16 protein-coding genes and 1 riboswitch are annotated in these 13,843 nt (G+C 52.1%); of the genes, 5 read left to right on the top strand and 11 right to left on the bottom strand.

Translation table 11 applies throughout. From position 1 onward, the window contains the following. Positions 1-60: 60 nt before the first annotated feature. Genes hpaD through QQL62_RS07375 form a run of 3 tightly spaced genes read right to left on the bottom strand, consistent with a single transcriptional unit; the run spans position 61 to position 2,941 of the window. Positions 61-1,044 carry a 3,4-dihydroxyphenylacetate 2,3-dioxygenase gene (hpaD, locus tag QQL62_RS07385; RefSeq protein WP_284377306.1) on the bottom strand — a complete coding sequence of 328 codons (984 nt, stop codon included), beginning with the start codon at positions 1,042-1,044 and terminating at the stop codon, positions 61-63. After that, the gene (hpaE, locus tag QQL62_RS07380; protein ID WP_284377304.1) at positions 1,044-2,555 is read right to left on the bottom strand and encodes a 5-carboxymethyl-2-hydroxymuconate semialdehyde dehydrogenase; all 1,512 of its coding nucleotides are present in this window, start codon (positions 2,553-2,555) and stop codon (positions 1,044-1,046) included. The genes hpaD and hpaE overlap by 1 nt, the downstream gene beginning before the upstream one ends. Beyond that, entirely contained in the window at positions 2,552-2,941 is a 390-nt protein-coding gene (locus QQL62_RS07375; protein ID WP_284377302.1) for a 5-carboxymethyl-2-hydroxymuconate isomerase, read from the bottom strand. The genes hpaE and QQL62_RS07375 overlap by 4 nt, the downstream gene beginning before the upstream one ends. Positions 2,942-3,251: 310 nt before the next feature. Here QQL62_RS07375 and QQL62_RS07370 point away from each other — a divergent pair, with 310 nt between their 5' ends. Then, a complete protein-coding gene (locus QQL62_RS07370) occupies positions 3,252-4,040 on the top strand; it encodes an HpcH/HpaI aldolase/citrate lyase family protein (protein WP_284377300.1) in 789 nt (262 codons plus the stop codon). A gap of 129 nt (positions 4,041-4,169) precedes the next feature. On the opposite strand, the gene QQL62_RS07365 is transcribed toward QQL62_RS07370, so the two are convergent. The 8 genes from QQL62_RS07365 to QQL62_RS07330 form a co-directional block, all read right to left on the bottom strand. Further along, positions 4,170-4,547, bottom strand: a complete 378-nt coding sequence (locus QQL62_RS07365; protein ID WP_284377298.1) for a hypothetical protein — start codon at positions 4,545-4,547, stop codon at positions 4,170-4,172. A gap of 83 nt (positions 4,548-4,630) precedes the next feature. After that, the gene (locus QQL62_RS07360; protein ID WP_284377296.1) at positions 4,631-5,635 is read right to left on the bottom strand and encodes a FecCD family ABC transporter permease; all 1,005 of its coding nucleotides are present in this window, start codon (positions 5,633-5,635) and stop codon (positions 4,631-4,633) included. Next, positions 5,636-6,586 (bottom strand): ABC transporter substrate-binding protein, encoded by a 951-nt coding sequence (locus tag QQL62_RS07355; RefSeq protein ID WP_284377294.1) that lies wholly within the window; start codon positions 6,584-6,586, stop codon positions 5,636-5,638. After that, positions 6,583-7,386: an ABC transporter ATP-binding protein gene (locus QQL62_RS07350; protein ID WP_284377291.1), complete on the bottom strand. Its 804-nt coding sequence runs from the start codon at positions 7,384-7,386 to the stop codon at positions 6,583-6,585. Before QQL62_RS07350 ends, QQL62_RS07355 begins: the two co-directional genes overlap by 4 nt. Further along, a complete protein-coding gene (locus QQL62_RS07345; RefSeq protein ID WP_284377289.1) occupies positions 7,383-7,736 on the bottom strand; it encodes a DUF1636 domain-containing protein in 354 nt (117 codons plus the stop codon). The genes QQL62_RS07350 and QQL62_RS07345 overlap by 4 nt, the downstream gene beginning before the upstream one ends. A gap of 102 nt (positions 7,737-7,838) precedes the next feature. Further along, a riboswitch (cobalamin riboswitch) is annotated at positions 7,839-8,057 on the bottom strand. A 96-nt stretch (positions 8,058-8,153) separates the two neighbouring features. Further along, the gene (locus QQL62_RS07340; protein ID WP_284377287.1) at positions 8,154-9,011 is read right to left on the bottom strand and encodes an MBL fold metallo-hydrolase; all 858 of its coding nucleotides are present in this window, start codon (positions 9,009-9,011) and stop codon (positions 8,154-8,156) included. Then, complete coding sequence (locus QQL62_RS07335; RefSeq protein ID WP_284377285.1) at positions 9,001-9,165, bottom strand: hypothetical protein; 165 nt, start codon at positions 9,163-9,165, stop codon at positions 9,001-9,003. Before QQL62_RS07335 ends, QQL62_RS07340 begins: the two co-directional genes overlap by 11 nt. Before the next feature lie 175 nt (positions 9,166-9,340). Continuing rightward, positions 9,341-11,011 (bottom strand): GMC family oxidoreductase, encoded by a 1,671-nt coding sequence (locus QQL62_RS07330; RefSeq protein WP_431355761.1) that lies wholly within the window; start codon positions 11,009-11,011, stop codon positions 9,341-9,343. A 175-nt stretch (positions 11,012-11,186) separates the two neighbouring features. Between QQL62_RS07330 and QQL62_RS07325 the strand changes: the two genes are divergently transcribed. The 4 genes from QQL62_RS07325 (at position 11,187) to QQL62_RS07310 (ending at position 13,840) form a co-directional block, all read left to right on the top strand. After that, a complete protein-coding gene (locus QQL62_RS07325) occupies positions 11,187-11,417 on the top strand; it encodes a helix-turn-helix domain-containing protein (RefSeq protein WP_348520665.1) in 231 nt (76 codons plus the stop codon). 416 nt (positions 11,418-11,833) lie between these two features. Next, the gene (locus QQL62_RS07320; protein ID WP_284377282.1) at positions 11,834-12,454 is read left to right on the top strand and encodes a glutathione S-transferase family protein; all 621 of its coding nucleotides are present in this window, start codon (positions 11,834-11,836) and stop codon (positions 12,452-12,454) included. A 34-nt stretch (positions 12,455-12,488) separates the two neighbouring features. Continuing rightward, positions 12,489-13,157 carry a cupin domain-containing protein gene (locus QQL62_RS07315; protein ID WP_284377281.1) on the top strand — a complete coding sequence of 223 codons (669 nt, stop codon included), beginning with the start codon at positions 12,489-12,491 and terminating at the stop codon, positions 13,155-13,157. Then, positions 13,157-13,840, top strand: a complete 684-nt coding sequence (locus QQL62_RS07310; protein WP_284377280.1) for an SDR family NAD(P)-dependent oxidoreductase — start codon at positions 13,157-13,159, stop codon at positions 13,838-13,840. Before QQL62_RS07315 ends, QQL62_RS07310 begins: the two co-directional genes overlap by 1 nt. The last annotated feature ends 3 nt before the right edge of the window (positions 13,841-13,843 follow it).

The raw sequence follows: 13,843 nt of genomic DNA, 5'->3' as shown, positions 1-13,843 counted from the left end.
GAACACCCGTTGCTACTGGCAAGAGTGTACGCGCGATGGCCTAGTATGATTGCAATACCCCTAGGGGGCAATAATTGGGCTGGCGGTTATCTCAGACGGTCTTGTCTCTACACCCACAAATTTTGTTCCGTGGGTAAACCAGCTGTGGGGGGCGGCTGCCCCCCAAAGGGTCTGACGTTGGGGGTCTGTTAAATCCCATTTGATCGGTTCCAGATCGGGATCAACGGTCTGGTAATCGGAGCAATAGATTTCAATGCGATGCCCATCTGGATCAAGGATATACAGGAAAAACGCATTGGAAATACCATGGCGGCCGGGGCCGCGCTCGATGTTATCCACATAACCGCTGGTGGCCATTAAATCCAACAGATCAATAATGTTTAGCGGCGTTGGCACCCAGAAGGCGATGTGATGCATGCGCGGCCCGGTGCCATTGGTAAAGGCCATATCATGCACACCGCCCTTGCGATGCATCCACGCGGCCCATAGCTTTTTACTCTCGTTGTCCTCGGTGTATTCCGTCACACGGAACCCGATGTCGGAATAAAAGTCCACCGAGGCATCCACATCATGGGAGAAACAGTTGAAGTGATCAATGCGCAGCGGCTTTACCCCACGGTACAATGCATATTTCTGATGAATTGGCTCTAAGCGATCCATCTTGTGATAAAATTCCAGCGGGATGCCCATGTTGTCTGATGTTAATAGGGTTCTGCCTTGGTAGGGGCGGGTTACCCATTCTGTTGGGCGGCCCTTGGCCTTGAAATAGGCCTCGGCGCGGTCCAAATCTTGCTCGTCGAATGTCTTAAATCCCATGACTTCTACGGTTCCGGGTTGGTCGGATTTTTGCAAGATCACACAGTGATGTCCACGCTCTTCCATAGCGCGCAGATAGACATGGTTGTCGCTCTCATCGCTAACCTGTAGGCCCAGTATCTCCGAGTAGAACGTTTTCGATGCGGCCAGATCTTTGACATTTAGGCAGGCATGGCTAAGGCGGATTGTGTTAAAGTCTGGGTATAGGTTTGGTGCGGGTACAGGCATCAAGGGGCTCCTAATTTTGTGATTTTGTGATTCCCAGTGGCAAAGCCAATATGCTTTTGCTCCATGTAAAACTCAAACGACCAATCACCGCCATCGCGCCCAATGCCCGATGCCTTTACCCCGCCAAATGGTGTGGGCAGGTGGCGAACGTTCTCGGAGTTCACCCAGATCATCCCCGCCTCTAGCTTTTCAGTAACGCGTAATGCGCGCGCCAGATCATTTGTCCAGACATAGCCGGTTAGCCCATAAAGAGTGTCATTGGCCATTGCCAGCGCCTCTTCTTCGCTGCCAAAGGGGATCGAGGTCAGCACAGGGCCGAAAATTTCCTCTTGGGCGATGCGCATTTTGTTAGTGGCCTGCGTAAATAGGGTAGGGCGTATAAAATACCCAACATCCCCAAGGGTTACGCCTCCAGCGGCAATCTTGGCGCCGTCTTCTTTGGCGATATCAAAATAGCTGGTCACCTTGTTAAAATGCTCTAGGGAAACCAATGGGCCGATTTCGGTTTTGGGATCTAGCGGGTGCCCGACGGTAATGTTGTTGACACGCTCAATCAGCTTGGCCTCGAAATCTTCGCGAATGGTATCTTGTATCAACAAGCGCGAGGATGATGTGCACCGCTCGCCATTAATCGAGTAGATCATAAATATCACGGCATCTAACGCGCGCTCTAGATCCGCATCCTCAAAGACAATGACAGGGTTTTTTCCGCCCAGCTCTAGGTGGTTGCGCTTTAGGGTGTCTGCCCCCTGCTTGGTGATCAAACTACCGGTGCGGGATTCACCAACAAAGGCAATGGCCTTTATCTTTGGGTTCTCGCAGAGCGCCTTGCCCGCATCTTCACCAAATCCGTTTACGGTGTTTAAAACACCCGGCGGCAGGCCTGCTTCTTCGGCGATTTCCACCAGTAGGCGCGCGCTTAGGGGCGATGCCTCGGCGGGTTTGTGCACCACGGTACATCCAGCCGCTAGTGCCGGTGCGATTTTCCAAGTAGAGAGCATAAAGGGCGTGTTCCACGGGGTGATTACCCCTACTGGCCCAATCGGTGTACGGGAAGTAACATTCATCAACGTGGGGGATTTTAGGTGCTGGCCATCACGCGCCTGAATCACTTGGTCTGCGAAATAACGAAAATTTTCAGCACCCCTCAAGGCGGCCTTGGACATGAATTTCAAAGCTTGTCCAGTATCCCAACATTCACAAAGCGCAATTTCCTCGGCGCGTGCCTCGATGCCATCTGCAATGCGCAACAATATGTTGCGGCGTTCTAATGCAGGCATATCGCGCCACATTGCAAAGGCTTCATGGGCCGCATCTGCGGCGGCATTTATATCCTGTGCGGTGCCATGGGCCACATCGCAGATGGTGGATTTGTCTACTGGCGATGTGGTTTGAAATACCCCACCCGCGCCAAAGGTATCCTTGCCCGCAACGCGGTTTAGGATGCCGGTTTTACGAAAGCGATCTAAGAAGCGGTCTAGCTTGCCAATATTGTCGTCAAGAACGCTCATAGGTTATCCTCCATATGATCCCGAATGTTTCCAAATTTCGGGGAAAGGGCGGCGTTGATGTCGCGCATTTCTGCGGACAATGCGATGGATTGGGATTGCATTGCGGGTGCCATGAAATTTTTTAGGGTGGCAAAGATGCGGGTCATCGCTTCTTCTTTAATGTCTTGGGGGCGACCTTCGCGCAGGCGAACTGACAGATCGATAAACCCGTGCTTAGCTGCCCCATCTGCGATGGCCACATGATCACAGCATGTTGCGCGGACACGAATGCCTGCGGTTGGGAATGTTTCGATTTCCGCGGCCGCTGCGCGAATTGCTTCGCATAATGCGCCGATATCCACGTTTGGCTCTAGGTTGGCAGAGTATTCAATATGAAAATGTGGCATGCATAATCCTTAACATGTTAATTGTTGTCTAATTAACTATCAAACCCATAACTTGTCAACTCTCACCATGCTAGACAGTGCGGATAATGCATTTTTCTGGCATTGTTTTTCTACCAGTTTTGCCGCCTTGCATAAGTTACTGCATTCGTTTGATGAATGTGCAACTTGATTAACATGTTAATAAAAATATGGACATCGAGATATTTAACCAGTACCTTTGTCAAAGAATGACACCCGACAATATCAAACCCAGGCCTCTGGAGGGGTGAGCAATTAACACTCTGAACGTGGCACAACAGGTAAGAACATCATGCAAATCCCCAAAAACCCCTTTAAGGCAGCAATTCATGCAGGCGAAATGCAGACAGGTTGTTGGCTCGGGCTAGCCGAACCCTATCTCGCGGAAATCAGCGGATCGGCTGGCTTCGACTGGGTTGTTGTTGATGCTGAACATGCGCCTAATGATCTGCGTAGTATTGTCACGCATTTGCAGATATTAGACGGCCTGCCTAGCCATGCGGTAGTGCGCCCCCCGATTGGCGAAACGTGGATGATCAAACAATACCTAGAGGCAGGGGCGCAGACGGTGTTGGTCCCGATGGTCGAGAGCGCAGAACAGGCACGTCAACTGGTGCGGGCAATCAGTTATCCGCCCCATGGTACACGGGGTGTTGGTTCGGCACTTGGCCGCTCTTCTCGCTTTACCGCAATTCCTGATTATCTCAACACTGCTCACGCGGAACTTTGCTTGCTGGTTCAAATTGAAACCCGTGCAGGGGTTGCGGCCCTTGATGATATTTTGGCGGTTGATGGGATAGACGGGGTTTTTATCGGGCCTGCGGATCTGGCGGCGGATATGGGCCATATTGGCAACCCCGGCGCCCCAGAGGTACATGCGACCATAATAACTTGTATGCGCAAGATTATAGCGGCGGGCACCGCGGCAGGTATTTTGACCACGGATGCAAAACTGCAATCGGAATGCGCAGAGATTGGGGCACGTTTTATCGCCACAAGCATCGATGTAACCCTGTTTGCCAATGCCATGCGCGGCGCGGCGACACAGACCAATGCCCATCTAAAAGGATCGGGTAAATAACTTCCGCCACACCCTAGGTGCCCTAGGCTCGTACCAGCGAATTTTAATCGCTTCATTGAAACCCTTGTCGCTGTTGCAAAAAACGCCTCCCCCGGCTGAAATTGCGCGATACAGGTTCTCAGAGGTTTCTTAGGGCAATTGGGATACATCCAAGCGAAAAGCAGTTTTCTGGTGTTGCGTTTTGCCCAAAAAGAACGACCGCTCGGCCAGATCTAAGGTGTACAAAATTGCCGAAATATCAGTGCCTCCATCACCGGTCTCTTCGCTGATAATTTTGGTGGCCAGCATATCCTCTAGGTTGGAAGGCGGATTCCAATAGGCGCTCTTGGGGGTGATGGCCTCTGACTTTAGATCCTTGGTAAATAGGGTCTTTAGGGTATCTGCGGTTGGGATTCCATGGAACCTAGCCCAAGAGAAGCGTTTCCCCTCGTCAAAGGCAAATTGGATCACCTGTGCAAAGGGCGCGGGGATGTTTGCGATATCTTTGAAATATTCTGGCGAGTGCATAAAATCCCGCATCGAAGATTGAAGGCCCTCGGCGTCTGATCACAGCATGGCCATAGGCAACCCCAAAGCGCTAAAGGCGTGAACTAGGACGCCCTAGCCGTTTTGAACAACAGGATGAATACAAAAACCGCGCCGATTGATGTGGTGACGATACCAACAGGCAGTTCCTGTGGTGCCAATAGTAATCGGCTAAGGATATCTGAAGTGGTTAATAAAATAGCGCCACACATAGCCGAGGCAGGAATTAAATGACGATGCAATGGCCCCACAATACCACGGGCAATGTGGGGTACCATCAACCCGACAAACCCAATAACCCCTGCCACAGAAACAAACACCGCCGATGCCAGCGCCGCCACAAAGAATAACCGAAATCTCAGCCCGCGCACGGGTATACCAAGGGTTGATGCGGTCAAATCACCGGTTAACAGGGCATCAAGCCAGCGATTGCGATAGAGCGCGAAGCCCAAGATCAGAATAAGCCCTGCGGATACCAAGGGAAATGTTTCCCAACGCGCCAGCCCAAGCCCACCCAACATCCAAAAAATCACAGTATGTGCCGCGCGGTTGTCTCCGGAAAAAATCAAATAATTGGTGATGGCTGAAAACAGAAATGATACAGCCAGCCCCGCCAGTATCAGCTTTTCTGGGGTGCCACTGCGCAGCCCATGTACCAGCGCCAGCACAATGCCCGAGGCGACCAATCCCCCGCAAAATGCCGCCAGTGGTAATGTCCAAAACCCCAATATGTCACCGGTGACGGTAATTACAAAAACTGCCCCAGCCGCCGCCCCAGATGACAGGCCAAACAAAAAGGGATCGGCCAGATCATTTCGGGTGGCGGTTTGCAAAACCACCCCAACCACGCCCAAACCAGCGCCGATCACCGCGGCAAACAACGCACGTGGCAATCTCAGATCATAGACAATCCGATGCACGGGCGACATCTCACCCTGCGAAAGCCCAAGAAAAACCGCGTCTAGGGCATCAGCTAATGGTATCTGGGTCGCGCCGTAGATCGTAGATAGGGCCAAGAGGGCGATCAGAATGATCGCCGCCAATAGCATGGTGAGATTCAGACGCCGCATTTAGCTTTGCTTATCGTGCATAGCCTGCGCCATTTTTGAAATGGCCTTGATATTTGCGGGCCCAGGTGTCAGCTCTTCGTAACGCAAGCCAATCCAGCGGGCATTTTTCACCGCATCAATTTGGGACATCACAGGATGATTTTGCAGGAACTTGAAGGTATCTGCGGCACCATTCCCTGTCTGATAGTCCAGTAGTACCAGAAACTCGGGGTTGGCGGCGGCCACAGCCTCCCATGAGCTACGCCCCCAGCTGGTTTCCATATCATGGGTTACATTGATACCACCCGCGGCGGCAATCATCGCATCGGGTATTGCGAATTTCCCCGCCGTAAAGGGCGCATCAGCAGGCCCATCCAATAAAAAAACCCGCGGTTTTTCAAGATTGGCGGTGGTGGCCTCGATGGCGGCCAGTTCTTGTTTCCATGTGGCGACCAGCGCCTCTGCCTTGCCTTCTACCTGCATCACTTTGCCAAGGCGTAGAATATCATTGAACAGCAGATCCATGCTGGCCTCTGGGCGGTTCTTATCCAAATGCACGCAGCTTTCGGTTAGGATCATCGTCTTGATGCCAAAGGGGGCCAGGGTATCTGGGGTAACATCCCCGCCCGGTTTCATGCCATAATACCAACCGGCGAAGAACATATCGGCCTCGGCCGCCACCAGGTTTTCAACGGTCGGATATTTCGCCGCCAGCTCTGGAATGTCCCCGCGCAGCGCATCAAAATCGGGGCTGGTTTTATACCACCCCGTGATACCAGTAAGGCCAACAATGCGATCCTGTAGGCCCAATGCAAAGGCCATATCGGTCATGTTCATATCGTGCACCACAATTTTCTCTGGCGTGCGATCAAAGTCTAGAGGCGTGCCGCAGTTATCAACAACCACTTCATCGGCCAGTGCGCCTGAGGATAGAGTGGCTGCAAAGACAGCACATAATAGGGTTTGTTTCATAGAATTTCCTTTTGAGTTGAAATGTTGGATTTTCGAATGTCGAGTGCGGGAATGATCCGGTTCTTATGCGATAGGCACAGGTAATCTACGCCAAAAACATCCCGCACGTTTTGCGGGGTTAGAACCTGATCAACTGGCCCAAAGGCCATCAGACGTGATGCCTTCAACAATGCGATATGAGTGGCAAATGTGGGGATCATCACCAGATCATGCAAAACCATCACAGACGTAATGCCTAGATCCGCAACCAAGGATAGAACGCGCCCCTTTGCATCAGGATCTAGGTGATTGGTTGGCTCGTCCAGAAACAGCAGGCTGGGTTTCTGTGTCAGGGCGCGGGCAATATGCGCGCGCTGTCGTTCGCCGCCCGAAAGGCGCGCCATCGAGTTATTTGCCAAGGGTAATAGCCCCGTTAACGCCAGCACCCGATCCAGATCGCGCTGATGATCTTGGTGGGATTGATCCGCCAGAATTGGAATTTGACCCAAGGCGACATAATCCCGCAACAATAAACGCCCATCGGGCGATTCATGCTGGCTGACGGTTGCAATTTGTCGGGCGCGTTGCATGGACGAATATGAACTTAGGCTGCGCCCCGCCAATAAAATATCCCCCCGCTTCACGGGTTCTACACCGCAAAGCAGGTTTAGTAATGTGGTTTTACCCGCGCCATTAGGCCCAGCTATAGCCAACACCGCACCCGGTTCTAGTTCAAAGGATACGTCCTGTATCAAGGGGCTGCCGTTGGGGGCAGTATGGCCCAGACCTTGGGCGATCAGCAGAGATGTATCGCCCATCATCTGTGTTCCTTGTGCAGTGCAGGCAAACGCGCCAAGGTCTTTTTGAATAGCGGGCGGGGTCTTTCCCCGGCCTTCGTCCAGCCATCGTCGCTTTGATGATATTGCCGTGCAAATTCTGCAAGGGCTGCGATTTCGGTGTCCGTTTCTATTGCGCCAAACAAATAGCCCGCCTTGCCCGCCGCCTGAAAGCCAACGGTCGTGGGGAACCCGCATCCTGCCATGCACTCAACCATTTGAATTGCGAAGGCGCTGGGCAGGTGGCGCACCAATTTATCCCGTAGTTCACAGGCAGATTGCACACCGCGACAGGTCGTGCAGATCATCAATTCATGATCGGGGAAATTTGGCATAGCCTGCTCCGCATGACGGTCGGTGCGTACAGAAGGTGCAGATCATGTAAACACGCAATATGACGTGCCATCAAAGCCTCTTTCCAGGACGCCCCGCCCTAGTTGATTACATCTCAGATGGCAGGTCTCCTGACTTACGGATCAGCGTTTTCCCGAACCTTCCCAAGCCAATTTGGCTCAGTGGTATCACTCGGGAGCACTCACCGCTTACAGTTGCGGGGGCAGTTACGGATTAGGCGCGTTTTCGCTCTTCCTCACCGTATTCCCTTTTCATTCCAGCCGTATGTTCGACGGCTGGAAACCATCTGCGGAATATGTGAAAGTTTATCTAGGCTGCGTCAAGACCAGAAATACCTTGGCCATATATTAGGCGTCCAAGACACCGTTACTGGCTTTGATTTCAGGCTAAACGATGGATCAAAAAAATATTCTGATACCGTCAAATCCTATATGCAGCGGCCCATCCCAATGATCCTTTACGGCATTTTCCCAATCTTTCTTGGTGTAATCTGGATCATCCGAAGGGACAAGATGCGACAGCGCCAATTGCTTGACGCCAGCGGATTCTGCGATTTTGGCGGCATCATGGGCACAGGTATGTGAGCGTAACAAGTGCGCCATTAATTTTTCACTGCCATTCCCAACGCGCGCCATCAGCGCAGGAAGCGCGGCCTTTAACATCGCCTCGTGAATCAAAATGTCGGCGCCCTTGGCAAAATCGACCATCTCGGCGATCGGGGCAGTGTCCCCAGAAAACACCACTGTTTTTTGCGTGGATCGAAATGCCAGTGCAAAGCTATCTAGCAATGGTGGATGTGCATTGCGCAGGGTGGATACACTGATGCCGCCCTTTAGAACAATGCGATCGGTGCCTAGCACATGAAACGTAACCAGATCACCCAAATCGGGGCGCCCTTCGTCATCAATGCGTGTATCAATATCAAATTGCATGGACGCCACAAAGTTCTGCCAATATTGTTCCAGCCCCGCGGGCCCCCAGATTTGGACTGGAGTTTTTAGGCCGGCGGTCCATGCTGTGTGCAGTAATCCCCCTAGCTCTAGATAGTGATCAGAATGCAAATGCGTGATGAAAATCGTATCCAGATCCCTTAGCTGCATACCTTGGTCGACCAAGCCGCGGGTCACGCCTAAACCGCAATCCACTACAATCTGTTGGCCATCAAGGCACAACAGGTTAGAGGTGGGCATGCTAGATCCCGGGCGAATGGCGGGACCACCTTTGGTGCCGGTTAGCGCTACGAAATTATTCTCCATGGGATCCTCCTGTCGCGATCAGGCTAGCCTCTAATGCCGATAGAATTCTCTCGATATCCGCGCTACCCACAATCAGTGGCGAAGACATGATTAGATTTGGGACAGATACACCTGCCATCGCATCCGCCGTATAGGCCGTTTCCTGAATAGTCACAGTAATATTTCCGTCAAGCTATTTCTGAATTGCACGCTCGCAGATCAACGCAATTGCCGCCATCAATGCCTTGTCGCCCCGCACATCGCCAATGGTCCGCGCCTGTGGTAGCAATGGGATCGTCATGATCAGTTTGTTGCCGGCGTGGGATATTTCATTTGTTGTGTTCGCCCTGTTACCCTGCGCCATGGTCCTCGCCCGCTAAAATCCAGCGCGCAGCTTTTTCTGCGATCATAATGGTGGGAGAGTTGGTGTTGCCCGAGGTGATCTCGGGCATAACAGATGCATCAACAACCCGTAACTGCCCAACACCTTTGACACGTAAATGGGGATCTAAAACTGCGGTGGGATCATCGGTGCGTCCCATTTTCACGGTTCCGACCGGATGGAAAATCGTATTGGCAATATCCCCTGCTAGTTTGGCAAGCTCTTCATCAGTTTGATATTCTAGTCCGGGTTTGAACTCTTCTGGTTCATAGCGGGCCATAGACGATTGCGACATGATTTTTCGCACTTGGCGCAGGCTGTCCGCGGCGATTTTGCGGTCTTCTTCGGTATCCAAATAATTGGGCGAAATTTTGGGCGCATCGCGGTAATCACTGGATGCGATCTGAACCGACCCGCGACTGCTGGGATTCAAATTACATACCGATACGGTTATGGCAGGGAAATTGTGTAAGTCTTCGCCAAAGGCCTCTAGGCTAAGGGGTTGTACGTGATATTCAAGATTTGCATATGGCTGTGAAGGATCAGAGCGTGTAAATGCCCCCAGTTGGCTGGGCGCCATCGACATCGGCCCAGAACGTTTTAACATGTATTCCAGCCCGATCTTCACTTTTCCCAGCATTGAGTTGACCAGCGTGTTCATCGTGCGCGTGCCCTTTACCTTGTACACCGCGCGGATTTGCAAATGATCTTGCAGGTTCTGGCCCACATAGGGGCTGTCGACGATGGTTTCGATCCCCAAGCCAGACAAGAGTTCACGCGGGCCAACACCAGACAGTTGCAAAATCTGTGGCGAGTTAATCGCCCCTGCGGATAGGATGGTTTCCTTGGTCGTGCGCAGGGTTTTGGATGTGCCTTGGTGGTTCACAACGGCCCCAACGCACTGTGCACGACCCTGGGCATCTGCTGTAATATCCAGCCGCTCGACCATCGCCTCTGTCCAGATTGTTAGGTTTTTCCGGCCCTTGGCTGGGCGTAGAAATGCCTTGGATGTATTCCAACGCCAACCAGAGCGTTGGTTGACGTCAAAATATCCCACACCTGCGTTGTCGCCGCAGTTAAAGTCGTCGGTTTTTTCGATGCCAATTTGGTTTGCGGCATCGGAAAAGCTGTCCAAAACATCCCAGCGTAGGCGCTGTTTTTCTACGCGCCATTCACCACCATGGCCGTGATGGTCGGAAAATATGCTGTTATCTCCGGTTTTGGGATCGGCACCATTATCCAGGCGATAGTGGTTTTCATGGGCCTTGAAATCCTTGATAGACTGATGCCAACTCCAGTCCTCTTCTCCTGTCAACTTGGCCCAATTGTTGTAATCACGTGCTTGGCCACGCATATAAATCATCCCGTTGATCGACGAACACCCCCCCAACGTTTTCCCACGAGGATAGCGCAAGCTACGTCCATTCAGGCCAGCGTCGGGCTGGGTGTTATACATCCAATCGGTACGGGGATTTCCGATGCAATAGAGATAGCCAACCGGCACATGAATCCAAGCATAAGTGTCAGGTTTCCCTGCCTCAAGCAATAAGACATGGTTGCTGGGGTCGGCGCTTAGCCGATTTGCCAATAGGCACCCCGCAGACCCTGCGCCAATCACAATGTAATCGAATTGATCCATCTGGTTTGTCACTTTGCTCATGCTTGCTCCATTCATTGTACGACGCACTAGCGGCAGGGGCATTTGAGATGAACAAAGGCGAACAACAAATGTCTCCCAGAGCGCGCTTTTGGCGAGGTTATGAAAAATGAGGCGACAAAGCTAATGGCAAATGTAAGTTTCTGAATACTAGTGTATTTCCAATGTAGAGGCATGGCTCGCTTTTATAACTGTGGTTAATAAAGGCAGTCTATCCGCAGCGGCGGATACCAAAATCCTAGCCCAACCTGCCGTTAGCCATCAATTGAAACGCCTATGCATCGAACCCGATGGTGATCTCTCCACGCAGCCCTATCGTCTGCAATATATCACGGTTGGGGCTGGTATGGTGGCCAAGACCGAACAGGTTATTGAGGCCACGATCTAATTGCGCCAGCACCAGTATAAACAAGCAGGGCGCATAAGTGGCAACTTGCGCATCGCCACTATTGTCGTCCCGGCCTGTGTAGAGCGGGGAAAAATGCTATTGATGAAACGGAAAGCCACCCTGATACCCAAACACTGCTGGTGCATGGCATTAGCGCTGAAACATTCTCTGATCAGTTACAGTTGCGAATAGTCGTCTCAATAGAAAGAGCGGCACCAGAGCGTGATGCTTGCCAAATAGCCGCCGGCCATTTGTCCCACCCCGATCGCTCACTTCTACAAAGCGAAACCTGACAATGCCTACTGGGATGAGAATGGGAACCGGTTCACAACCATGTGAACGCAGAGCGTCAGATTTGGCTTGATGAATTTGCCTACCAACTAGTAGGTTGATATTTCAACTTATGGAGAGAAAGCATGAAAATTTACGACACAGAGGGATTTCCAAATCCAGCACGCATCCGCATTGCCCTTGCAGAGAAAGGCGCAACAGACGAGGTGTCTTTCGTGCCCGTTGATGTTATGGGCGGAGAGCACCGCGAGGATGCATTTAAATCGATGAACCCCGATGCGACTGTGCCGTGCCTAGAATTGGCGGATGGCACCCATATTTCACAGTGCAACGCAATCACAGAATTTATTGATGGCCATTTCGAGGGGCCGTCACTTACTGGCACATCACCAAAGCAGCGCGCGCAAATCGCGATGATGAACCTGCGCGCAGAAAATGGGCTTCTTAACGCGGTTGGTGCCTATTTCCATCATGCGACAGAAGGCCTAGGCCCAAAACTAGAGATTGATCAATGTGCAGAATGGGGCAATAAACAGAAAGATGTTGCCGCGCAGACAATGGCCTACCTTGATACTGTCTTGGCCAACCAAGAATACCTTGCAGGGGATGCGTTCTCCGTGGCGGATATCACAGCCTTTGCTGGTCTTGCTTTTGCAGATTTTGCCAAGGTCGAAGTGCCCGAACAACTCTCCAACCTGACAGCGTGGCGCGCCAAGGTTGCCGCCCGCCCAAGCATCTCTGGCTAATTTTCCGATCTGCTTCACTTGAAAGGACGATACAATGGAATTAAACGCAGACTTTTCGCAACGCGTGGTGGTTCACTCGGAACACCTCGAATGGGCCGCGTCGCCGATGCCAGGTGTGGATCGGCGTATGCTGGATAGGATCGGGGGGGAGGTTGCACGCGCGACTACGATCGTACGCTATGCACCAGGCAGTAAATTCTCGGAACATACCCATACAGGTGGCGAAGAATTTATCGTGCTAGACGGTGTATTTCAGGACGAACATGGCGATTTTCCCGAAGGCAGCTATGTTCGCAATCCCCCAACAACGGCTCATACTCCAAGCTCTGAACAAGGGTGCACGATTTTCGTAAAACTTTGGCAGTTCGATATGGAGGATCGCATCCAGTTCCACAAAACCATGTCTGATGAGTTGTGCGCACCGGTAAACGGTGTAGCCACCGCTCTATTACATCGCGACGCACGCGAAACCGTAACCTTTAGCCATCTGGAGGCCGGTGCAAAACTTGAAAACAGTGATGCAGGCGGCATTGAAATGCTGGTTATCTCTGGCGCGGTTTCAGAGGGTGGCGAAACCCTTAATAGGGGCGCATGGCTTCGTTTGCCCGAAGGGGCGACCCTATCCGCTACTGCGGGCCCAGAGGGTGCAAAGATTTGGATGAAAACTGGCCATCTGCCATTTGCGAAACCACCGGTGGTTTAATGGATAAGCAAAACCCAATGATCCTTGTCGCGGGCGCTGGGGCTGGTCTCGGGCAATCGTTGCTGGCACGGTTTGAACGCGGCGGGTTTAATCCGGTGGGGTTGGGGCGAACACGCCCCAACAAACCTGTGGGGCACTTTCACACACTGGATTTAACCGATGAAGGCGCTGTTAAATCGGTGATTACCCAGATTATTGCCGAGCATGGCCCGCCAAGAGTTGTCATCCATAATACCTCGGAACTCGTGATCGCCCCATTCAAAGATACATCGCTCATGGATTATCGCCAAACCTGGGCATCAATGGTGCAATCCGCCGTATTGCTTGCCAAATCCACGATGCATCCCATGGTCGAGGCCGGTGGCGGAACCTTCATTGTTTCCGGGGCTACAGCCTCCCTACGCGGCGGTGCTCGTTTCTCAGCCTTTGCCAGCGCTAAATTTGCATTGCGGGGTCTGACACAATCGCTTGCGCGTGAATATCAGCCTATGGGTGTGCACGTTTGCCACGCTATTCTCGATGGCATCATCGATACACAAAATTCGCGCGATTTACACGGCTTGGACCCGATCAAGATGATGAACCCAGACCATATCGCCGAAACATACTGGCAACTTTCTCATCAGCCTACATCAACTTGGACGCATGAACTAGATTTGCGCCCAGCGTCGGAAGGGTTCTAGAAT

Origin of the sequence: Amylibacter marinus (assembly GCF_030160015.1) — a bacterium.
Lineage (GTDB): Bacteria > Pseudomonadota > Alphaproteobacteria > Rhodobacterales > Rhodobacteraceae > Amylibacter > Amylibacter marinus.
The sequence above is the reverse complement of the archived record's forward strand: the minus strand, read 5'-3'. Positions and strand labels throughout refer to the sequence as shown.

Coding starts and splice junctions, on each gene's coding strand:
- QQL62_RS07365 (WP_284377298.1), bottom strand. CDS start 4,547: ATGCACTCGCCAGAATATTTCAAAGATATCGCAAACATCCCCGCGCCC.
- QQL62_RS07345 (WP_284377289.1), bottom strand. CDS start 7,736: ATGCCAAATTTCCCCGATCATGAATTGATGATCTGCACGACCTGTCGC.
- QQL62_RS07340 (WP_284377287.1), bottom strand. CDS start 9,011: ATGGAGAATAATTTCGTAGCGCTAACCGGCACCAAAGGTGGTCCCGCC.
- QQL62_RS07360 (WP_284377296.1), bottom strand. CDS start 5,635: ATGCGGCGTCTGAATCTCACCATGCTATTGGCGGCGATCATTCTGATC.
- QQL62_RS07330 (WP_431355761.1), bottom strand. CDS start 11,011: ATGGATCAATTCGATTACATTGTGATTGGCGCAGGGTCTGCGGGGTGC.
- QQL62_RS07315 (WP_284377281.1), top strand. CDS start 12,489: ATGGAATTAAACGCAGACTTTTCGCAACGCGTGGTGGTTCACTCGGAA.
- QQL62_RS07355 (WP_284377294.1), bottom strand. CDS start 6,586: ATGAAACAAACCCTATTATGTGCTGTCTTTGCAGCCACTCTATCCTCA.
- QQL62_RS07350 (WP_284377291.1), bottom strand. CDS start 7,386: ATGATGGGCGATACATCTCTGCTGATCGCCCAAGGTCTGGGCCATACT.
- QQL62_RS07370 (WP_284377300.1), top strand. CDS start 3,252: ATGCAAATCCCCAAAAACCCCTTTAAGGCAGCAATTCATGCAGGCGAA.
- QQL62_RS07310 (WP_284377280.1), top strand. CDS start 13,157: ATGGATAAGCAAAACCCAATGATCCTTGTCGCGGGCGCTGGGGCTGGT.
- hpaE (WP_284377304.1), bottom strand. CDS start 2,555: ATGAGCGTTCTTGACGACAATATTGGCAAGCTAGACCGCTTCTTAGAT.
- QQL62_RS07375 (WP_284377302.1), bottom strand. CDS start 2,941: ATGCCACATTTTCATATTGAATACTCTGCCAACCTAGAGCCAAACGTG.
- QQL62_RS07320 (WP_284377282.1), top strand. CDS start 11,834: ATGAAAATTTACGACACAGAGGGATTTCCAAATCCAGCACGCATCCGC.
- hpaD (WP_284377306.1), bottom strand. CDS start 1,044: ATGCCTGTACCCGCACCAAACCTATACCCAGACTTTAACACAATCCGC.